The 19172-nt window shown below is 68.4% G+C and carries 19 protein-coding genes; 7 read left to right on the forward strand and 12 right to left on the reverse strand.

What is annotated here, in order from left to right; translation table 11 throughout:
- Positions 1-17 precede the first annotated feature (17 nt).
- Complete coding sequence (locus BLP95_RS04495) at positions 18-1289, reverse strand: MFS transporter (RefSeq protein ID WP_089677222.1); 1272 nt, start codon at positions 1287-1289, stop codon at positions 18-20.
- Positions 1290-1458: 169 nt separating this feature from the next.
- On the opposite strand from BLP95_RS04495, the gene BLP95_RS04500 reads away from it, so the two are divergent.
- From BLP95_RS04500 to BLP95_RS04530, 7 genes are all read left to right on the forward strand, one after another.
- The gene (locus tag BLP95_RS04500; RefSeq protein ID WP_089677223.1) at positions 1459-3390 is read left to right on the forward strand and encodes a type IV pili methyl-accepting chemotaxis transducer N-terminal domain-containing protein; all 1932 of its coding nucleotides are present in this window, start codon (positions 1459-1461) and stop codon (positions 3388-3390) included.
- Complete coding sequence (gene narL, locus BLP95_RS04505) at positions 3387-4052, forward strand: two-component system response regulator NarL (RefSeq protein ID WP_089677224.1); 666 nt, start codon at positions 3387-3389, stop codon at positions 4050-4052. Before BLP95_RS04500 ends, narL begins: the two co-directional genes overlap by 4 nt.
- Positions 4053-4332: 280 nt before the next feature.
- Positions 4333-5925: an MFS transporter gene (locus BLP95_RS04510; RefSeq protein ID WP_089677225.1), complete on the forward strand. Its 1593-nt coding sequence runs from the start codon at positions 4333-4335 to the stop codon at positions 5923-5925.
- 133 nt (positions 5926-6058) lie between these two features.
- Positions 6059-7357 carry an MFS transporter gene (locus BLP95_RS04515; RefSeq protein WP_089677226.1) on the forward strand — a complete coding sequence of 433 codons (1299 nt, stop codon included), beginning with the start codon at positions 6059-6061 and terminating at the stop codon, positions 7355-7357.
- A gap of 103 nt (positions 7358-7460) precedes the next feature.
- Positions 7461-7913 carry a DUF4870 family protein gene (locus tag BLP95_RS04520; RefSeq protein WP_089677227.1) on the forward strand — a complete coding sequence of 151 codons (453 nt, stop codon included), beginning with the start codon at positions 7461-7463 and terminating at the stop codon, positions 7911-7913.
- Positions 7910-8479 carry a cytochrome c oxidase subunit 3 gene (locus BLP95_RS04525; RefSeq protein WP_089677228.1) on the forward strand — a complete coding sequence of 190 codons (570 nt, stop codon included), beginning with the start codon at positions 7910-7912 and terminating at the stop codon, positions 8477-8479. Before BLP95_RS04520 ends, BLP95_RS04525 begins: the two co-directional genes overlap by 4 nt.
- A gap of 32 nt (positions 8480-8511) precedes the next feature.
- Entirely contained in the window at positions 8512-8802 is a 291-nt protein-coding gene (locus BLP95_RS04530) for a hypothetical protein (RefSeq protein WP_089677229.1), read from the forward strand.
- A 98-nt stretch (positions 8803-8900) separates the two neighbouring features.
- Here BLP95_RS04530 and BLP95_RS04535 read toward each other — a convergent pair whose 3' ends face one another.
- The 11 genes from BLP95_RS04535 to BLP95_RS04585 form a co-directional block, all read right to left on the reverse strand.
- Positions 8901-9119, reverse strand: a complete 219-nt coding sequence (locus BLP95_RS04535; RefSeq protein WP_089677230.1) for a hypothetical protein — start codon at positions 9117-9119, stop codon at positions 8901-8903.
- Positions 9120-9149: 30 nt separating this feature from the next.
- Entirely contained in the window at positions 9150-11096 is a 1947-nt protein-coding gene (locus BLP95_RS04540; RefSeq protein WP_089677231.1) for a nitric oxide reductase activation protein NorD, read from the reverse strand.
- Positions 11097-11105: 9 nt separating this feature from the next.
- Entirely contained in the window at positions 11106-11918 is an 813-nt protein-coding gene (locus tag BLP95_RS04545; protein ID WP_089677232.1) for a CbbQ/NirQ/NorQ/GpvN family protein, read from the reverse strand.
- A 56-nt stretch (positions 11919-11974) separates the two neighbouring features.
- Positions 11975-13330 carry a cbb3-type cytochrome c oxidase subunit I gene (locus BLP95_RS04550; protein ID WP_089677233.1) on the reverse strand — a complete coding sequence of 452 codons (1356 nt, stop codon included), beginning with the start codon at positions 13328-13330 and terminating at the stop codon, positions 11975-11977.
- 69 nt (positions 13331-13399) lie between these two features.
- Positions 13400-13852, reverse strand: coding sequence for a c-type cytochrome (locus BLP95_RS04555; protein ID WP_089677234.1), 453 nt, complete (start codon positions 13850-13852; stop codon positions 13400-13402).
- Between the two features lie 229 nt (positions 13853-14081).
- Positions 14082-14810 (reverse strand): amino acid ABC transporter ATP-binding protein, encoded by a 729-nt coding sequence (locus BLP95_RS04560; protein ID WP_089677338.1) that lies wholly within the window; start codon positions 14808-14810, stop codon positions 14082-14084.
- Between the two features lie 58 nt (positions 14811-14868).
- Positions 14869-15972: an amino acid ABC transporter permease gene (locus BLP95_RS04565; RefSeq protein WP_089677235.1), complete on the reverse strand. Its 1104-nt coding sequence runs from the start codon at positions 15970-15972 to the stop codon at positions 14869-14871.
- Between the two features lies 1 nt (position 15973).
- A complete protein-coding gene (locus BLP95_RS04570; protein WP_089677236.1) occupies positions 15974-17152 on the reverse strand; it encodes an amino acid ABC transporter permease in 1179 nt (392 codons plus the stop codon).
- An 83-nt stretch (positions 17153-17235) separates the two neighbouring features.
- Positions 17236-18264: an amino acid ABC transporter substrate-binding protein gene (locus BLP95_RS04575; RefSeq protein ID WP_089677237.1), complete on the reverse strand. Its 1029-nt coding sequence runs from the start codon at positions 18262-18264 to the stop codon at positions 17236-17238.
- Between the two features lie 130 nt (positions 18265-18394).
- The gene (locus tag BLP95_RS04580; protein WP_023007093.1) at positions 18395-18712 is read right to left on the reverse strand and encodes a carboxymuconolactone decarboxylase family protein; all 318 of its coding nucleotides are present in this window, start codon (positions 18710-18712) and stop codon (positions 18395-18397) included.
- 59 nt (positions 18713-18771) lie between these two features.
- Complete coding sequence (locus tag BLP95_RS04585; RefSeq protein WP_089677238.1) at positions 18772-19158, reverse strand: SirB2 family protein; 387 nt, start codon at positions 19156-19158, stop codon at positions 18772-18774.
- Positions 19159-19172 lie beyond the last annotated feature (14 nt).

Genomic DNA, 19172 nt, shown 5'->3' on the forward strand with positions numbered 1-19172 from the left:
ATAGCCCCCGCGGCGCGTCAGGCGCGGTGCCCCCGGCCGCTGGCGTGGTCCCACACCATCACCAGCATGCACACCACCAGGGAGGCGTAGAGGAACATGAACCCTGCGGTGCGGATGCCAACCCAGCTGTTGCCCAGGGCGAACACAAGCGGCAGCAGGGCGCCGAACAGGCCGCCCAGGGCCAGCGAGAGGCCACCCACCAGCGCCATCTGGTCGCCGTGGTCGCGATGGATCATGCGCATCAGGCTGCCCTGGCCGAGCCCCATGGCGAGGCCCATGGCCACCAGCAGCGTCAGGAAGCCCCATAGCGGGGCGGTGTAGCGCACGGTGAGCACTCGCTCCACCCCCTCGATCCGCATCGTGAAGGGGGGGTAGGAGAGCAGGAAGAGGCAGACCAGCACGAAGGCGCTGACCCACCAACGCAGGGCGCGGAAGTCGCGCACATCGCCCCAGGCCCCGCCCGCCACCTGCCCCAGGCCCACCGCCAGCGGGAAGGGCAGCGCCAGCAGCGCCGCCTCGCGCAACCCCAGCTGGTACTGGGCGCCTAGATAGCCCGGCAGCCACAGCGACAGCGCCACGAAGGCGCCGTAGAAGAAGCTGTAGACCACCGCCAGGCGCCACGGATGCCAGTGGCGCAGCAGCGACGGCCACTCCCGGGTTGCACCCAGCGCCCGGGCCGGCGGCGCCTCGTCACCGGCCGGGCCCGACGCCTCGGGGTCGTCGGCGAACAGCCACAGCAGCGCGGCCACCGCCAGCACCGGCAGCAGCAGGAGCAGCGGGGCACTGCGCCAGCCATAGGCCTGGCTGACCAGCGGCAGCAGCAGGTAGCAGAGACCGGCGCCGATCATGCCGGCGCCGTAGAGGCCCAGCGCCAGGCCGACGTGGCGGCGCGGGCAGAGCTCGGCGACGTAGACCAGCCCGGCCGAAAGCGACCCCGCCCCCAGCCCCAGGCCGGCGCCGGCCAGCAGGAAGTGCGGGAAGAGCCGGGAGTGGGCCACCGCCCACAGGAAGGGGCAGATCAGCAGCAGGCTGGCGACCATCACCCGACGCCCGCCGAAGCGCCGCGCCAGGGCCGCCATGGGCAGCGCCGCCAGGGCGCCGGCGGCCATGGGCGTGGCCAGCAGCAGGGCGAAGCCGAGCTCGTCCAGCTCAAGCAGGGCGCGCAGCTCCAGCCCCAGCACGGCGAACAGGGTCCAGCTGGCGAACACCAGGGCGAAGGCCAGCGGCGACAGCAGCATCACCACGAGCGGTCGGTAGCCGACGGCGGCGGGTTCCGGGGGGACGGTCATCACGGGCCATGAAACGATGGAGGTGAGGAGAAGTCTCAGTAGCCGCCCCCGCGGGGTCAAAGGGGCATCGGTGGTATCTGTTCTACCCCCTTGGGTGTAGTAGACTGCCCCCAGTTGCCTGACATGGGGCCCCTACGCCCCGAGCCACTCCCCTGACGGCCGTGACTCGATGAAACTGCTGCAACACTCCCTGGTGGCGCGCATCGTCGCCTCGCTGCTCGCCATCAGCGCCATGGCGCTGGTCAGCATCGTGGTCACCATGACGGTGGCCAGCGACAGCCGTGGCGACGCCGCCGCCATCAACATGGCCGGCTCGCTGCGCATGAACACCTATCAGATCGTCGCCGCGCTGCAGCGCCACGAACAGCACCCGACGGCGGAGCAGCGTCAGCGGGTCGAGGCGCTGATGGCCCGCTTCGAGGCCCGCCTGGAAAGCCCCGAGCTGACCGACGCCCTGCCAGGGGCCGGCGACCATGCCCTGTGGGAGCAGTACCGGCTGCTGCAGACCCGCTGGGAGGAGGCGCTGGCCCCCGAGGTCAACCGCACGCTCGACGACGGCGGGCTGCGGGTCGACACCCTGCGCCAGACGCTGGATGGCCTGGTGGATGACATCGACCGCCTGGTCACCCTGCTCGAGCAGAACAGCGAGTCGAAGATCCAGCTGCTCAGCGCCCTGCAGATCCTCTTCCTGGCACTGACCGCGGTGGTCGTGGCCATCGCCCTCTACGATATCCGCCACAACCTGGTAGCGCCGCTGCGCCAGCTGGTGGTGCTGGCCCGGGAGGCCGCCCGACGCAACTTCGCCTATCGCACGCAGCTCGAGGGCCGCGACGAGCTCGCCCTGCTGGGGCGCACCTTCGACGGCATGGCCGAGGAGCTGGCGGCGAGCTACGCCGAGCTGGAGGCGCGCGCCTCCCGCAAGAAGGTGGAGCTGGAGCGCAGCAACCGCGCCATGCAGGTGATGCACGAGGGCAGCCGTGCCCTCTACGGCGGCGGCAACGACCTCTGCGCCAGCGCCGCCCCCATGCTGCGCCACCTCGAGCAGCTGCTCGAGGTGGGACCCATCCGGCTGTCGCTCAACGACCCCCACGACGACCGCCAGATCCCGATACTCGCCACCCACTCGGCGCGGCGCCCGGAGTACTGCCGCGACCACGACTGCCACGCCTGCCTGATCGACCCCCAGCCGCTGCGCCTGGAGGCGACCCGGCAGGGCGAGTGCCTGCTGCTGCCGGTGAGCGTCGGCGAGCTGATGCTCGGCACCCTGGAGGTGTGGCACCCCCGTGAGCGGCCGCTCTCCGACAGCGTGCGCCGCCTGCTCAACGCCCTGGCCGACCAGCTGGCCACCGCGGTCTACCTGCAGCGGCGCATCGAGGAACAGCAGCAGGTGACGCTGATGAACGAGCGCACCATCATCGCCCGGGAGCTCCACGACTCCCTGGCCCAGTCGCTCTCCTACCTCAAGATGCAGGTGGCACGCCTGGAGCGCATGCAGCAGAAGGAGGCCCCGCGGGAGACCCAGGCGGCAGTCTTCGACGAGCTGCGCACCGGGCTCGACAGCGCCTACCGCCAGCTGCGCGAGCTGCTCACCACCTTCCGCCTCAAGCTCGAGGGGCCGGGACTGGCCAGCGCCCTGCGCCAGACCGCCGGGGAGTTCGGCGAGCGCCTGGGCTTCCCGGTGTCGCTCTCCGTGGACGTGCCGCCCCACCTGCTCAATCCCAACGAGGAGATCCACGTGCTGCAGGTGGTGCGCGAGGCACTGGCCAACGTGCACAAGCACGCCAACGCCCACTGGGCCGCGGTGACCATCGGCTTCCAGGCGGCGCGGCTGCAAGTCGCCATCGAGGATGACGGCGTGGGCCTGGAGGACGACACCTCGCCGCCGATGCACTACGGCCTGGTGATCATGCGCGACCGCGCCGACACCCTCGGCGGCCGCATGACGGTAAGCAACCGCCCTCAGGGCGGCACCCGGGTCGAGCTGATCTTCACGCCCCAGACCGCGCGCCTGATCCACCAGCAGGCCAGCGCCGAGGCGAGCCACGTGGACCCGCGCACCGCCATCACCACCGATTCACCCGACGACAGGACCCCAGGATGACCGACACCGCCGCCGACAGCCCTGCCACCATCCTGATCATCGACGACCACCCGCTGCTGCGCCGCGGGGTCTCCCAGCTGCTGGAGCTGGAGGATGACCTGGTGCTTGCCGGCGAGGCGGGCGAACCCGAGGAGGGCATCCGCCTGGCTTCCGAGCTGGATCCCGACATGGTGCTGCTCGACCTCAACATGCCGGGGCTCGACGGCATCGAGACGCTGCGCCGCCTGCGCGACGCGGGCTACGCCGGGCGCATCGTGATGTTCACCGTCTCTGACCACGAGGAGGACGTGGTCAATGCCCTGCGCAGCGGCGCCGACGGCTACCTGCTCAAGGACATGGACCCCGACGAGATGGTGCGCCAGCTGCGCCAGGCCTCCCTGGGGCGCATGGTGATCAGCGAGAGCCTCACCGCGCTGCTCGCCGAGGCGCTGCGCAGCCAGCGCAACCAACCGGCGGCGCCGGATATCCACAGCCTCACCCAGCGCGAACGCGAGATCCTGCGCGAACTCGCCGCCGGGCTCTCCAACAAGATGATCGCCCGCAAGCTGGAGATCACCGAGGGCACCGTCAAGGTGCACGTCAAGCACCTGCTCAAGAAGCTCAACCTGCGCTCGCGGGTCGAGGCGGCGGTATGGGCGGTGCAGGAGGGGATCGACAGGTAGCGATCATCCCCACGGTTCTGTGTGGATACCTCCAAATACCCCGGAGCCCGCCGGCGCCCCCTCCGCCTCGCCTCACCGGCGAGGTTAATCCAATAAAAACAATAAATTAAAACACGCTTCCTTCTACCCCTCTGGAGGTAGTCCTCCCCTGTCCGCGCCGTGACGGCACGTTTCGCGCCCGCGGGCTCAGGCGTATCTTTCCCCCAACAGTTCCAGCGCCTTGACATCGATCAATCGATGTCCGGGCCACCGGGATACCGCAGACCTGAGGGGAAACGCCATGACCAGGAAGAATGCCGACATCGAACACTGGGATGTCGAGAACGAGGAGTTCTGGGAGTCGGAGGGCAAGAAGGTTGCCAACCGCAACCTGTGGATCTCCATCCCCAGCCTGCTGCTCGGCTTCGCCGTGTGGCTGATGTGGGGGATGATCACCACCCAGATGCAGAACCTGGGTTTCCCGTTCACGGTGAACCAGCTCTTCACCCTGACCGCCATCGCCGGCCTCGCCGGGGCCACCCTGCGCATCCCCGCCTCCTTCATGATCCGCATCGCCGGCGGGCGCAACACCATCTTCCTGACCACCGCCCTGCTGATGATCCCGGCCATGGGCACCGGCATCGCGCTGATGAACCCGGACACCCCCTTCTGGGTGTTCCAGGCCCTGGCGCTGCTCTCCGGCATCGGCGGCGGCAACTTCGCCAACTCGATGAGCAACATCTCCAACTTCTTCCCCAAGAAGCAGCAGGGCTACGCCCTGGGGATGAACGCCGGCCTCGGCAACTTCGGCGTCACCACCATGCAGATCCTGATCCCGCTGGTGATGACCGTGGGCCTGTTCGGCGCCCTGGGTGGCGAGCCGATGGCGCTCGAGAAGGCCAGCGGTACCCTGATCGGGCGCATCGAGGCGGGCACCGACACCTGGATCCAGAACGCCGGCTTCGTGTGGATGCTGTTCCTGATCCCGCTGGCCTTCGCCGGCTGGTTCGGCATGAACAACCTGCGCACCATCACCCCCAACCCCGGCACGCCGCTGCAGGCCTTCGGCAAGATCCTGGGCCTCTACGGGGTGGGCGTGGTGACCTCCATCGTCGGCGTGGTGGCGCTGGGCTTCCTCAACATGTGGCTCGCCCTGCCGCTGACCATCGTGCTCACCGTGGTGCTGCTGCGCCTGATCCCCGGCGACATAAAGCCCGGCATCAAGAAGCAGTTCGAGATCTTCTCCAACAAGCACACCTGGTCGATGACGGTGCTCTACATCGCCACCTTCGGCTCCTTCATCGGCTTCTCCGCCGCCCTGCCGCTCTCCATCTCGGTGATCTTCGGCAACATGATGGAGGTCGCCGCCGACGGCACCGTGACCCGGGTCGCCAACCCCGACGCCCCCAGCGCCCTCACCTGGGCCTGGATGGGACCCTTCGTGGGCGCCCTGATCCGTCCGGTGGGCGGCTGGATCTCCGACAAGCTGGGCGGCTCCATCGTCACCCAGGTGATCACCGCCATCATGGTGGTAGGTTCGGTGGGTGCCGGCTACGTGATGATGCTGGCCTACAACGCCGCCGACCCCAACCAGTACTTCTGGATGTTCCTGCTGCTGTTCATCGTGCTGTTCGCCGCCAGCGGCATCGGCAACGGCTCCACCTTCCGCAGCATCGGCTTCATCTTCGACCCTCAGCAGAAGGGCCCCGCGCTGGGCTGGAGCTCCGCCATCGCCGCCTACGGCTCCTTCATCGCCCCGCGGGTGATGGGCGAGCAGATCAAGGCCGGCACCCCGGAGCTGGCCATGTACGGCTTCGCGGTCTTCTACGCCATCTGCCTGGTGGTCAACTGGTGGTTCTACCTGCGCAAGAACGCCTACGTGAAGAACCCCTGACCGTCGCTGAAGGAGACTCCAAAAGCCGATCTTTCAAAATGATAGGTCGGCTTTCTTGATACTTATCAAGGAAATATCCACATCCTCGGATATCCTGACACCATCCATTCAACCGGCAGACTCGGAGGGTCCCATGGCCTCTGAACGCTTCAAGCAATACTCGGTGCTGGTGGCCAACACCTTCGCATTCACCATGTGCTTCATGGTCTGGACGATGTTCGGCGAGATCGGTGTGCCGATCGCCGAGCAGCTCGACCTCAACGGCACCCAGTTCGGCATCCTCACCGCGGTGCCCATCCTCACCGGCGCGCTCTCGCGGCTGCCGCTGGGCTCGCTGACCGACCGCTATGGCGGTCGCCCGGTGTTCTTCATCATCCTGCTGGTGATCGTGCCGGCCATCTGGCTGGTGCAGTTCGCCACCGCGTACTGGCAACTGCTGGTGCTGGGCGCCTTCGTCGGCCTCGCCGGCGGCTCCTTCTCGGTGGGCATCACCTACACCGCCAAGTGGTTCGAAAAGGATCGCCAGGGCCTGGCCATGGGCATCTTCGGCGCCGGCAACGCCGGGGCCGCGGTGACCAAGTTCATCGCCCCCACCGTGATCGTGGTACTGGGCTGGCAGGCCGTGCCCAACATCTACGCCGGCATCATGCTGGTCACCGCGGTGCTGTTCTGGTTCTTCACCTACTCCAACCCCGCCCACCGCAGTGCCAGCAGCGTCTCGCTGCGCGACCAGCTCAGGGTGCTCAACGACCCCAAGGTGTGGAAGTACTGCCAGTACTACTCGGTGGTGTTCGGCGGCTACGTGGGGGTCTCGCTGTGGCTGACCCGCTACTACATGGGCGAGTACGGCTTCGGCATCCAGGTCGCGGCGCTGATCGCCACCATCTTCGTGCTGCCCTCCGGGGTGATCCGCGCCTTCGGCGGCTGGCTCTCCGACCGCTTCGGCGCCCACACCGTCACCTGGGCCTGCATGTGGGCCAGCCTGATCGCGCTGTTCATCATGTCCTACCCCGAGACCCAGTACCGCGTGGCCGGTGCCGGCGGCGAAGGGGTGGTGGAGTTCGGCTTCGGCATCCCGGTATGGCTGTTCACCGCGGCGCTGTTCGTGGTGGGTATCGCCTGGGGCATCGGCAAGGCCTCGGTGTTCAAGTACCTCTCCAACGAGTACCACGAGAACCTCGGCCTGGTCTCCGGCATCGTCGGCCTGGCCGGCGGCGTCGGCGGCTTCCTGCTGCCGATCATGTTCGGCGCCCTGGTGGACATCACCGGCGTGGCCACCACCGTGTGGATGCTCTGCTTCGGCGTAACCCTGGTGTCGATCATCTGGATGTGGTGGACCGAGCGCCGCGTGCCGATGCTGACCCGCGACGAGACGCATCCGGGCAAGGCCGAGGAGGCCTACGCCACCACGACCAAGCCGGCCGAGAGTTGATCCAGGCCAAGGCATTTCGTGTCCCCTCGCCCTATAGTAGCATCTGAAATGCACCATTAGACCGGCCCGCCAGGGCCGGTCGCCCATCACGCGAGGACCCGCCATGTCCGCCTCTCACGCCCTGCCCTCCCACACCATCGGCGCCGACAGTCCCGGCAAGCAGTCCCGCGGTCGCGGCGCCGCCATCATCGTCTACATGCTCTTCCTGGGCAGCGTGCTGGCGGTGGTCACCGCGCCCATCGGCGTGCTGCTCGCCCACCTCAAGCAGCGCGGCGCCGAGCCCTGGGTGCAGAGCCACCTGCGGTTCCAGATCCGCACCTTCTGGCTGGGGGTGCTGGGCGGCGCGCTCTTCATCGCTGCCTGGCAGCTGCTCGGCCTGCTGGGGGTGCCGCCCATGGCGCCCTGGGCACTCGGCTACCTCTACTTCACCGCTTGCCTGATCTGGATGCTGGGGCGCTGCGCGGTGGGTATCGCCCGGCTGACCGCCAACCGGCCGGTGGCCAACCCGAAGAGCCTGGCCTTCGGCGGGGCCCGGGTGACGCTGGCCGACGCATGAGGGAACACCGGCTGCCCAACCCTGGCTGGGGGCCACTTTCCGCCCTGCCCGGCAACCCGCTGATGTGGGTGCTGATCTTGAGCGAGCTGCTGGTGTTCATGGCGTTCTTCGCCCTCTACGCCGCCGAGCGCGCCGCCCAGGTGGCGCTGTTCGACGCCTCCCAGCAGGAGCTCGACCCGCTGATGGGCGGGCTCAATACCCTGGTGCTGCTGACCAGCGGCCTGTGCGTGGCGCTGGCGGTGGAGGCCAGCGCCGCGTCGCGCCTGCGCCGCGCCCGCCGGTGGCTGGCGGCCGCCATGGGGCTGGGGGCGCTGTTCGGGGTGATCAAGGTGCTGGAGTACGCCAGCAAGTTCGCCGTGGGGATCACCCCGGACACCAACACCTTCTTCGGCTTCTACTACGGCCTGACCGCCTTCCACTTCGCCCATGTGCTGTTCGGCCTGGCGCTGCTGGGGCTGGTGACCTGGCGCACCAGCCTCGAGAACGTGGAGACCGCCGCCGCCTTCTGGCACATGGTCGACCTGATCTGGATCCTGCTCTACCCGCTGCTCTATCTATTGCGCTGAGGGCTCCCTAGTGCGCTCACCCGGAGGATGGCATGACATCGCTACCCGGCACCCGCCGCCTGCTCGCCACCTGGGCGATCCTGATGGGCCTGACCCTGGTCTCCATGGTCTCGGCACGCCTCGACGCCGACGCCTGGCAGGCGCTGCCGCTGTGGTCGGCGGCACTGGTGCTGCTGGCCACCGGCTTCAAGGCCCAGCGCCTGCTGATGGTCTACCTCAACCTGCGCATGGCCACCCCGGCCTGGAAGGGCGCCTTCGTGGGCCTGGTGACCCTGACCCTGGCACTGATCGGCGCCGGCTACCTGGTGGCGCGGCTCGCCTGAGCCCCCTGCCGATCTCCGCCTGAACGCTCGCCTGAATGCCACAGGGCCTGCCGATATGGCAGGCCCTGTGGCGGTTAGTCCGCTTGTCGGCCCTCGGCTCAGGAGCGCCCGGGGGGCTCCGGCGGCGCACTCGCCCGGGCCCAGGCCTCCAGCCCTCGGGCGAGTCGCATCAGGCCATAGACCACCAGCGGCGCCAGCAGCATCAGACCGATGCCCCAGTCGCGGTTGTTGATCAGCCACACCAGCGGCAGAACGACCGCGACGGCGGCCAGGCACCAGAGGATGACGGCGAGGATCAGTCGATGGCGTCGAGGCATGGCGTCTCTCTCTACGATGGGATGGCGGGCTCAGGTGGCGATGATCTGGCGGTAGATACCGGGCAGGGCCTGGGAGAGGTGCTCGGGGCGCTGCACGATGGCGTAGCCGCCACGGCCGAACAGCCGCGGGATATACTGCCCCGCCTCGCGGTCGATGGTCACGCCGAACACCCTGACCTCCTGGCGCCGCGCCTCGAGTACCGCCTTGCGGGTGTCCTCGATGCCGTAGCGCCCCTCGTAGTAGTCGTTGTCGTTGGGCTTGCCGTCGGTCAGCATCAGCAGCAGGCGGTGACGGTTGGGGCGCTCGGCAAGCTCCCGGGTAAGGTGGCGGATGGCCGGCCCCATGCGCGTGTAGCTGCCGGGGCGCAGCGCCGAGATGCGCCGGGTGACTCGCTCTCCCATGGGCTCGTCGAAGCCCTTGAGGGTGTTGACCCACACCTTGTGGCGGCGCTGGGAGGTGAAGCTGTGGATCGAGTAGTCGTCGCCGCAGCCGGCCAGGCCATGGCCCAGCACCAGCAGCGCCTCCTTGGCCACGTCGAGCACCCGGCGGTCCTGCAGCCACGCCTCGGTGGAGAGCGAGACGTCCACCAGGATCGAGACCGCCAGGTCACGGGCCTGGGTGCGGCTGGCCATGTAGAGGCGGTCGCTGGCCTCGCCGGTGGCGGCCAGGTCACAGCGCGAGCGGATCACCGCGTCCATGTCGAGCTCGGCGCCGTCCAGCTGGCCACGCAGGATCTCGCGGCGCGGGCGCAGCGCCTCGAACTCCCGGCGCACCCGGCGGATGCGCCGGCGGGTCGGCTCGTCGGGCTCCCAGTCCTCGCCCTCCTCGCTCTGCACGTCGCTAAGCACCACGCAGTGGTCGGGCAGGTAGGCCTGCTTGCGATGGTTCCACTCGGGGTAGAGGTGCCTGCCCCTGAGGCGGCCGCCGCCGGCCTCGTCGGGGGCCAGGTCGAGGTCGAGCTTGAGCCGCGAGGCGGCCTTCTTGCGGTTGGAGGAGAGCACGATCTCGTCCATCTGGTCCGCCGCCTGGCGCGCCTCCTCCTCTTCCTCGTCGTCCACGTGGCGGTTGAGGTTCACCATCTCCGCCCAGGAGAGCATCTTCTCCATGTTGTTGAGCATCAGCGGGTCGTCGCGGTCAGCCTGGTCCTGCTCACGACGGTCGGCCTGGCGCTTGCCGTGGTCATCCTCCCGGGAGGGGCTGGCACCGGCCGACGCCTCGTCGTCCTCCACGCTCTCGTCCCGGGCGGCGTCGCGGGTGCCCAGAGTGACCGCCTGGCCCCACAGCGGCACCGGCAGCGGCGGACGATAACCGCGCGGGGCGCGGAACTCCTCCAGCGGGAAGTCGCTCTCGCGGATGGCGCACTGCATGGCGACGGCCCAGGGCGCCTCGGGGTCGGGGGCGCCCAGCTCGGCACACAGCGCCGCCTCCAGGGCCGCCTCCATGGGCGGCAGCCCCTTGCGCCGGGGACGCAGGGCGAGCAGCTCGCCGCCCAGACGCACGTAGCGCTCGGCGAGGCCGGGGAAGCGCGCCAGGGCGGCCCGGGCGGTGCGCCGCGCCTCGCGCAGGCGGGCCAGGTCGGCCTGCAGGGGGTCGGCCGGCAGCTCGACGGGGCGCGCCTCGGCCAGGTAGGCGGTCAGCCACAGGTAGAGGTCGCGGTTGAGTGCGGCGTCCGGGTACAGGGCCAGGCGCGGGGGCAGCAGCAGGTGTTCCTCGTCGCGACGGGCCTGGTCCAGCGCCTCCTCGTCGAGGCCCAGGCGCTGGCGCAGGCTGAGGCGGTGCCGCGAGGCACGCCGGGCGATGGCGGCCACCTCGAGGCCGGGTTCGCCGCCGCCGGCGCGGAAGAAGACGCCGAGCATGGGGCGCAGGCTCTCCAGGCTGACCGCCGCCTCGGGGTGGTCGGGGTAGCTCGCCGCCCCGGAGGCCCAGCGGTGCCAAAAGCGGCCGACGGTCTCCTCGACCTCAAGAAAGTCCAGCATGATCGTTCCTCAACCAAAGGTGGCCTGGATCGCCTCCATCAGCCCCTCCTGGACGTCGGCGTCGTCGGAGAGCGGCTCCACCAGGGTGGCGCGGGCCGCCTCGCGGATCGGCATGCCGGCGGCGATCAGGGTGGCGCAGTAGACCAGCAGGCGAGTGGAGACGCCCTCTTCCAGGTCCTGGCCCTTCATGGCGCGCAGGCTCGCCGCCAGGTTGACCAGGGCGCTGCAGCGCTCGGGGTCGAGGCCGCTCTCGCGGGCCACGATGTCGCGCTCCACCCTGGGCGGCGGGAAGTCGAAGGACATCGCCACGAAGCGCTGGCGGGTGCTCGGCTTCAGGGACTTGAGGATATGCTGGTAGCCGGGGTTGTAGGAGACCACCAGCATGAAGTCGTCGGGCGCCTCGAGCAGCTCGCCGGTGCGCTCCAGGGGCAGCAGGCGGCGGTCGTCGGTGAGCGGGTGCAGCACCACGGTGACGTCCTTGCGGGCCTCCACCACCTCGTCCAGGTAGCAGATGCCCCCCTCGCGCACGGCACGGGTCAGCGGGCCATCCACCCAGCGCGTCTCGCCGCCCTGCAGCAGGTAGCGCCCGGTGAGGTCGGCGGCGGTGAGGTCGTCGTGGCAGGAGACGGTGAACAGCGGCTTGCCGAGCTTCGCCGCCATATGGCTGACGAAGCGGGTCTTGCCGCAGCCGGTGGGCCCCTTGAGCAGCAGCGGTAGGCGCTGGGTGTAGGCGTGCTCGAACATCGCGCACTCGTTGCCCACGCTCTCGTAGTAGGGAATCTCCTGGTCGGCCGACTGGGCGGCCACGGTGGCTAGGGACATGGGGAGTCTCCCGTCAGGGTCAATCGAGGAGGGCCCCGTACGGGGCCCTCGGCAGGTCAGGCGCGCTCGGGGCCTGCGGTCAGCTGGGTACCGCCCGCGGGAACCTGCTCACGGGCAGGGCCGAAGAAGGCGTAGAGCAGCAGGACGGCGCCGATGGCCACGGCCACGCCGGAGCCCAGGCGCATGCCGTAGAACAGCAGCAGCTGGTCCTGCACCTCCATGAAGTTCATGCCCAGCACGCGCTGCAGGTGGGTCTGGACGACGCCGGCGAAGGTCAGGGTGAAGGTCATGAAGGCCATGGCGCCGGTCATGATCCAGAAGCCCCACATGTTCATCACCTGGTTGTAGGGCTGCACACGGCGCAGCTGCGGCATGGCGAAGGTGATGATGCCCAGCAGCAGCATCACGTAGGCGCCATAGAAGGCCAGGTGGCCGTGGGCCGCGGTGACCTGGGTGCCGTGGCTGTAGTAGTTGACCCAGTGCAGGGTGTGCAGGAAGCCCCATACGCCGGCCCCGAAGAAGGCCATGGTCGGGCACCCCAGGGACCACAGCATGGCGGCCTTGTTGGGGTGGTTGCGGCTGCCCTTCCAGAACATGGTGAAGGCGAACACCACCATGGCGAAGAAGGGGATCACCTCCAGGGTGGAGAAGATGCTGCCGATGGGCTGCCAGTAGCTCGGTGCGCCGATCCAGTAGTAGTGGTGGCCGGTCCCCAGCAGGCCGGAGAACAGCGACAGGCCGACGATGACGTAGAGCCACTTCTCGATCACCTCGCGGTCGACGCCGGTCATCTTGATCAGCAGGTAGCCGAGCAGGGAGGCCATGATCAGCTCCCATACGCCCTCGACCCAGAGGTGCACCACCCACCACCAGTAGAGCTTGTCCACGGCGAGGTTGGAGGGGTTGTAGAAGGCGAACAGCCAGAACACGGCGGCCAGCCACAGGCCCAGCATCAGCACCAGGTTGATGGCGGTCTTGCGCCCCTTGAGCAGGGTCATGCTTGCGTTGAACAGGAACATCAGGAAGGAGATGGTGATCAGCACCTTGACCCAGAAGGGCTGCTCGAGGAACTCGCGGCCCTCGTGGATCCCGAACTGGTAGCCGACCAGCGCCGCGGCGCCGGCAAAGGCGAAGATCGCCAGCTGGATGTAGGCGATGGTGGGGCTGTGGATCTCCTGCTCGGCCTCTTCCGGCATCAGGTAGTAGGTGGCACCCATGAAGCCGAGCAGCAGCCACACGATCAGCAAGTTGGTGTGGCTCACCCGCATGATGTTGAAGGGCATCAGCTCGGCCATGAAGTTCGGCCAGACGTAGACGGAGGCGGCCAGCAGTCCGAAGACGATCTGCAGGGCGAAGAGCGCCATGGCCACCATGAAGAATGGCAGGGCCACCTTCTGGGTTTCGTATTTCATCGGTGTCGTTCTCCTTGATTCATCCCGGTCCGGCGATCCGGCGTTCCGGCGAAACGGCGTTCAGGCGGCTCAGCCCGCGGGTGTCGGCGGCCAGTCCTGGTCGTCGATGCCGTCGGTCCACTCGAGGAAGTCGATCAGCGCGTTCATCTCCTCGTCGCTGAAGTCGTAGGCTGGCATCTGGCGACGCCCCTGGGTGCCCAGCGGCTGGGCGCGGATCCAGGCGGCGAGGCCGGCGCGTGCCGCCTCGGGGTTCTGGTGGCCGCCATAGCGCTCCCAGACGTTGCCCAGCTCCGGCGCGAAGTAGGCGCCCTCACCCATGATGCTGTGGCAGTTGATGCACATGTTCTTTTCCCAGATGTGCTTGCCCTGCACGACCGACTCGGTGAGTCCCTCCTTGTCGGTGGACTTATTGACCATGTACCAGTGGCTGTGCGCCGTCAGGGCGGTGAACAGCAGAAAGAAGAACAGCGACCCGCCATAGAAGATATTGCGGGCCGCCGACTTGGTGAGACCGTCGGCCATGAACCTTTCCCCCTTGCTCGTCTGGCAGGCGCGTCGCCGTAAGGGCGGATGGCGCCTGGCGTTTCCTTAATATGCATTGCTGATGCATGTTAAGCGTAGCAGAAGAGGGTGGCTCGGGGCTTTGACGCCGGTCAAAGAGTGCAGGAAGGAAGGAAGAGTGGGGCGATGATTCGTCGGGAATCACCGCCCGCATGCCGGCGTCCTGCCGGGAAGGCTAGCACAGGGCGGCTCAGTGGCCGAGGATCTGGCTCAGGAAGAGCTGGGTGCGCTCCGACTCGGGGTGGTTGAAGAAGCGCTCGGGCGGGGCCTGTTCGATGATCTGCCCCTGGTCCATGAAGATCACCCGATCGGCGACGGTCTTGGCGAAGCCCATCTCGTGGGTGACGCAGAGCATGGTCATGCCCTCGCGGGCCAGCTCGATCATCACGTCCAGCACCTCCTTGATCATCTCCGGGTCCAGCGCCGAGGTCGGCTCGTCGAAGAGCATTACCTCGGGCTGCATGCACAGCGCCCGGGCGATGGCCACCCGCTGCTGCTGGCCGCCGGAGAGCTGCCCCGGGTACTTGTGCACCTGGTCGGCGATCTGCACCCGCTCGAGGAACTCCATGGCGGTGGCCTCGGCCCCGCGGCGCGGCTTCTTCTGCACCCAGGTCTGGGCGATGCAGCAGTTGTCGAGCACCGTCAGGTGGGGGAAGAGGTTGAAGTGCTGGAACACCATGCCGACGTTGCGGCGGATCTGCTCGATGCGCTTGACGTCCTGGGTCATGGCCACGCCGTTGACCACGATGCGCCCCTCCTGATGCGCCTCGAGGTGGTTGATGCAGCGGATCAGGGTCGACTTGCCCGACCCCGAGGGGCCGCAGATCACGATCCGCTCCCCCTGCGCGACCGTCAGATCGATGTCGCGCAGCACGTGGAAGTCGCCGTACCACTTGTTGAGCCCGGTGATCTCGATCATCGGCGAGTCGGCCCGGGCGGCGGTTGCCTGGTTCATGTGGAAGTCCCGTGATGGTTGGTCAGTTGCGATGGCCGGTGTGCAGGCGCCGCTCGATGTACTGGCTGTAGCGCGACATGCTGAAGCAGAACACCCAGAACACCAGGGCGGCGAAGACGTAGCCCTCGGTGGCGAAGCCCAGCCAGTTGCTGTCGGTGAGGCCCGCGCGGATGATCGCCAGCAGGTCGAACAGGCCGATGATCAGCACCAGGGAGGTGTCCTTGAACAGCGCGATGAAGGTGTTGACGATGCCGGGAATCACCAGCTTGAGCGCCTGGGGCAGCACGATCAGCGCCATGCGCTGCCAGTAGCCCATGCCCAGCGCCTTGGCGGCCTCCTCCTGGCCGCGGGGGATCGCCTGCAGGCCGCCACGCACCACCTCGGCCATGTAGGCGCTCCAGAACAGCATGATGCCCACCAGGGCACGCAGCAGCTTGTCGAACTCCACCTGGGTGGGCACGAACAGCGGCAGCATCACCGAGGCCATGAACAGCACGGTGATCAGCGGCACGCCGCGCCAGAACTCGATGAACACCACGCTGAAGCCGCGCACCAGCGGCATCTGGGAGCGCCGCCCCAGGGCCAGCACCACCCCGATGGGCAGCGAGCCGACGATGCCCACGGTGGCGATGGTCAGGGTCAGCATCACCCCGCCCCAGTCGCGGGTGGGCACGTGGGCAAGGCCGAAGCTGCCGCCCACCAGCAGGAAGAAGGCCACCACGGGGAAGATCACCAGGGCGACCAGCACCGCCCAGCGCTTGGCGGGCAGCCGCGGGATGGCCAACCAGGCCACCAGCGCGGCCATCAGCAGGAACACCAGGTCCACCCGCCAGCGCTCGGCCTCGGGGTAGAAGCCATAGACGATGGACTCGAAGCGGGCGCCGATGAACACCCAGCAGGCCCCCTCGCCGCTGCACGCCTCGCGGGAGTCGCCCAGCCAGTCGGCCTGGAACACCGCCCACTGCAGCGCCGGCCACAGCAGCCAGGCCAGCAGCCCCAGGGTGACCAGGGTGACCGCCCCGTTGAGCGGGGTATCGAAGAGGTTGGCGCGCAGCCAGCCCATGGCGCCCCGCCTCAGGTCGGGCGGGCGCCGCTGGGCAATCATCTCGGTTCGGGTCGATGCCATGTCACCGCTCCTTGAGCAGGGTGCGCGCGTTGTAGAGGTTCATCAGCGCGGACACCACCAGGTTGATCAGCAGGTAGACGGCCATGGTCATGGCCACGATCTCGATCGCCTGGCCGGTCTGGTTCAACGCCGTGCCGGAGAACACCGCCACCAGGTCGGGGTAGCCGATGGCCGTGGCCAGCGACGAGTTCTTGATCAGGTTGAGGTGCTGGCTGGTGAGCTGCGGCACGATCACCCGCATCGCCTGGGGGATCACCACCTTGCGCAGGATGATGCCGGCGGGCAGGCTCAGCGCCTTGGCCGCCTCCACCTGCCCCTGGGGCACCGACTGGATGCCCGAGCGCACGATCTCGGCGATGAAGGAGGCGGTATAGATGGAGAGCGCCAGCCACAGCGCCATCAGCTCGGGGATCACGGTGATCCCGCCCTGGAAGTTGAAGCCCTTGAGCGCCGGGATGGACCAGTCGAGCGGCATCCCGGTGACCAGGAAGGCCGCCGCCGGCAGGCCGATCAGCAGCAGGGCCCCCAGCTTGAACACCGGCAGCGCCTGCCCGGTCGCCGCCTGGCGGCGCCTGGCGAAGCGCACCAGCCACCAGGTGGCGGCGATGGCCACCAGCAGCGCCAGGGGCGTGGCGGCGAAGCCCGGCTGCGCCTGGGGGTCGGGCAGCACCAGGCCGCGCACGTTGAGAAACACCACCTCCATCAGGGAGAGGCTCTCGCGCGGGCTGGGCAGTGCCTGGAGCACGGCGAAGTACCAGAACAGGATCTGCACCAGCAGCGGGATGTTGCGGAAGATCTCCACATAGGCGGTGGCCAGCCGGGCCAGCAGCCAGTTGGGCGACAGCCGGGCGATGCCCACCAGGAAGCCGATCAGGGTGGCCGCCACGATGCCCATGGCGGAGACCAGCAGGGTATTGAGCAACCCCACCAGGAAGGTGCGGCCGTAGGTGCTGTCGCCGGAGTAGGCGATCAGCGTCTGGGGAATGGAGAAGCCGGCGCGCTCGTTGAGGAAGCCGAAGCCGGTGGTGATGCCCCGGGCCTCCAGGTTGGCCAGGGTGTTGGCGACGATCATGACGATGAAGGCCACCAGCGCCAGCAGCAGGATGCCCTGCACCAGCAGGGCACGGAAGGCGGGGTCGCGCCACAGCGGCCCCCGCTCCCGTGAGGAAGAACGCAGCATGTCGAAACCTCGTGGACCTACCCAGGGAGGCACCGCGCGGCCAGGCCGCGCGGTACCGTCTCGCGTTCAGGAGTCGGGAGGCCTCAGCGCACCGGCGGCGCGTAGAGGATGCCGCCCTCGTTCCACAGGGCGTTCATGCCGCGGCTGATCTGCATCGGCGAGTCCTCGCCCACGGTGGCGGCGAACACCTCGCCGTAGTTGCCCACGTGGTTGATGATGTTGTAGGCCCAGTCATTGCCGATGCCCAGCTGCTCGCCATAGTTGCCGTCCACGCCCAGCAGGCGAGCCACCTGGGGGTTGGGGGCGTCCTCGCGCATCTCATCGACGTTCCCGGAGGTCACGCCCAGCTCCTCGGCGTTGACCATGGCGAAGATCGACCACTGCACGATATCGAACCACTGGTCGTCACCCTGGCGCACCACGGGGCCCAGCGGCTCCTTGGAGATCAGCGTCTCGAGGATCTCGACGCTGTCCGGCTCCGGCAGCTGCAGGCGCAGGGCGCTGAGCTGGGAGGTATCGGAGGTCAGGATGTCGCAGCGGCCGCTGGCGAAGCCCTGGGCGGTCTGGTCGGGGGTATCGAAGGTGACGGTCCGGATCTCGATGCCCCGGGAGGGGAAGTAGTCGGCCAGGTTGAGCTCATGGGTGGTGCCGGACTGGATGCAGATGGAGGCGCCGTCGAACTGGTCGGGGCTCTCCACGCCCAGGTCCTTGGCCACCATGAAGCCCTGGCCGTCGTAGAAGGTGGTGGCGGTGAAGTTGAGCCCCAGCGAGTTGTCGCGGGTGGCGGTCCAGGTGGTGTTACGCGACAGCACGTCGATCTCGCCGGACTGCAGGGCGGTGAAGCGCTCCTTGGCGGTCAGCGGGGTGAAGGAGACCGCCTCCGGGTCGCCCAGCACGGCGGCGGCGATGCCGCGACAGGTCTCCACGTCCAGCCCCTGCCAGGTGCCGTTCTCGTCGGGAGAGGAGAAGCCGGAGAGGCCGACGTTGACCCCGCAGCGCAGCTCGCCCCGCTCCTTGACCTCGTCCAGGGTGGCGGCGGAGGCCTGGGCGGAGAGCCCCAGGCCGAGGGCCAGGGCAGGAAGGGACCACAGCATCTTGTTGTTGTAACGCATGAAAGACTCCCGGTCTGTTGGATCATCAGCTGCCGATGCAGCAGCCTCGAACCTAGCAGAGCCGGGAGTCCCGTCGCCAACAAGGCAATTAAACGCTTGTCCTACATCCTGCGCCATCCAGGCGCCACGATCACTTCTCGGTGATGTCCTCGATCCAGGTCAGCGCCGCGACGCCGCGGGGCAGGCCCAGGGTGGGGATGGAGAGCATGGCGACCTGCTTCAGGGCCTCGGCGGACTCCCCCTCCTCCAGGGCGCGGCGGGCATGGGAGTGAACCGCGCCCTCGGAGCGCGCCCCCACCGCCAGGGCCAGCTTGACCAAGCGCCGGGTGCGGGCGTCCAGCGGACCACTCTCGGCCACGGCGCGGCCAAGCTCGGCATAGGCGTCCCACACCTCGGGATAGTGCTCGGCCACCTGGCCAGCGCCGGAAGGGAGATCCTGTTTCGACATGCCATGTTCCTTCTGAGAATGAGTGTGGCCACAGTATAGGCCAGACCCCCGGCCCGTCGTCACGCCAGCCAGGAGAGCGCGCTCTTGGTGATAGCCGCCCCCAGCATGTAGAGGAACACCAGCACCGCCGCCACCGCGGCCGCACCCCGCACCGCCGGGGTGCGCCCGCGCTTGATGGCCAGGGTGCCCAGGCCGATGTAGGCGAGCAGGGCGATCAGCTTGGCGGCGAGCCAGGGGTGCTGGTGGGGCCACAGCGAGAGCATCACCATCAGCACCACGCCCAGGGTCAGCAGCAGGGTATCGATGACATGGGGGGCGATCCTCACCCAGCGCGCCTTCAGCACCTCGGCATCGCACACCGACCAGATGGCACGCAGGATGAAGAACAGCAGGCTCAGGGTCGCGGCGGTGATGTGCAGGTGCTTGATCAGCAGGTAGTGTTCCATGGGCGAGGCTCCGG

Origin of the sequence: Halomonas shengliensis (assembly GCF_900104135.1) — a bacterium.
Taxonomy (GTDB): domain Bacteria; phylum Pseudomonadota; class Gammaproteobacteria; order Pseudomonadales; family Halomonadaceae; genus Halomonas; species Halomonas shengliensis.

Coding starts and splice junctions, on each gene's coding strand:
- BLP95_RS04495 (WP_089677222.1), bottom strand. CDS start 1,289: ATGACCGTCCCCCCGGAACCCGCCGCCGTCGGCTACCGACCGCTCGTG.
- BLP95_RS04500 (WP_089677223.1), top strand. CDS start 1,459: ATGAAACTGCTGCAACACTCCCTGGTGGCGCGCATCGTCGCCTCGCTG.
- narL (WP_089677224.1), top strand. CDS start 3,387: ATGACCGACACCGCCGCCGACAGCCCTGCCACCATCCTGATCATCGAC.
- BLP95_RS04510 (WP_089677225.1), top strand. CDS start 4,333: ATGACCAGGAAGAATGCCGACATCGAACACTGGGATGTCGAGAACGAG.
- BLP95_RS04515 (WP_089677226.1), top strand. CDS start 6,059: ATGGCCTCTGAACGCTTCAAGCAATACTCGGTGCTGGTGGCCAACACC.
- BLP95_RS04520 (WP_089677227.1), top strand. CDS start 7,461: ATGTCCGCCTCTCACGCCCTGCCCTCCCACACCATCGGCGCCGACAGT.
- BLP95_RS04525 (WP_089677228.1), top strand. CDS start 7,910: ATGAGGGAACACCGGCTGCCCAACCCTGGCTGGGGGCCACTTTCCGCC.
- BLP95_RS04530 (WP_089677229.1), top strand. CDS start 8,512: ATGACATCGCTACCCGGCACCCGCCGCCTGCTCGCCACCTGGGCGATC.
- BLP95_RS04535 (WP_089677230.1), bottom strand. CDS start 9,119: ATGCCTCGACGCCATCGACTGATCCTCGCCGTCATCCTCTGGTGCCTG.
- BLP95_RS04540 (WP_089677231.1), bottom strand. CDS start 11,096: ATGCTGGACTTTCTTGAGGTCGAGGAGACCGTCGGCCGCTTTTGGCAC.
- BLP95_RS04545 (WP_089677232.1), bottom strand. CDS start 11,918: ATGTCCCTAGCCACCGTGGCCGCCCAGTCGGCCGACCAGGAGATTCCC.
- BLP95_RS04550 (WP_089677233.1), bottom strand. CDS start 13,330: ATGAAATACGAAACCCAGAAGGTGGCCCTGCCATTCTTCATGGTGGCC.
- BLP95_RS04555 (WP_089677234.1), bottom strand. CDS start 13,852: ATGGCCGACGGTCTCACCAAGTCGGCGGCCCGCAATATCTTCTATGGC.
- BLP95_RS04560 (WP_089677338.1), bottom strand. CDS start 14,810: ATGATCGAGATCACCGGGCTCAACAAGTGGTACGGCGACTTCCACGTG.
- BLP95_RS04565 (WP_089677235.1), bottom strand. CDS start 15,972: ATGGCATCGACCCGAACCGAGATGATTGCCCAGCGGCGCCCGCCCGAC.
- BLP95_RS04570 (WP_089677236.1), bottom strand. CDS start 17,152: ATGCTGCGTTCTTCCTCACGGGAGCGGGGGCCGCTGTGGCGCGACCCC.
- BLP95_RS04575 (WP_089677237.1), bottom strand. CDS start 18,264: ATGCGTTACAACAACAAGATGCTGTGGTCCCTTCCTGCCCTGGCCCTC.
- BLP95_RS04580 (WP_023007093.1), bottom strand. CDS start 18,712: ATGTCGAAACAGGATCTCCCTTCCGGCGCTGGCCAGGTGGCCGAGCAC.
- BLP95_RS04585 (WP_089677238.1), bottom strand. CDS start 19,158: ATGGAACACTACCTGCTGATCAAGCACCTGCACATCACCGCCGCGACC.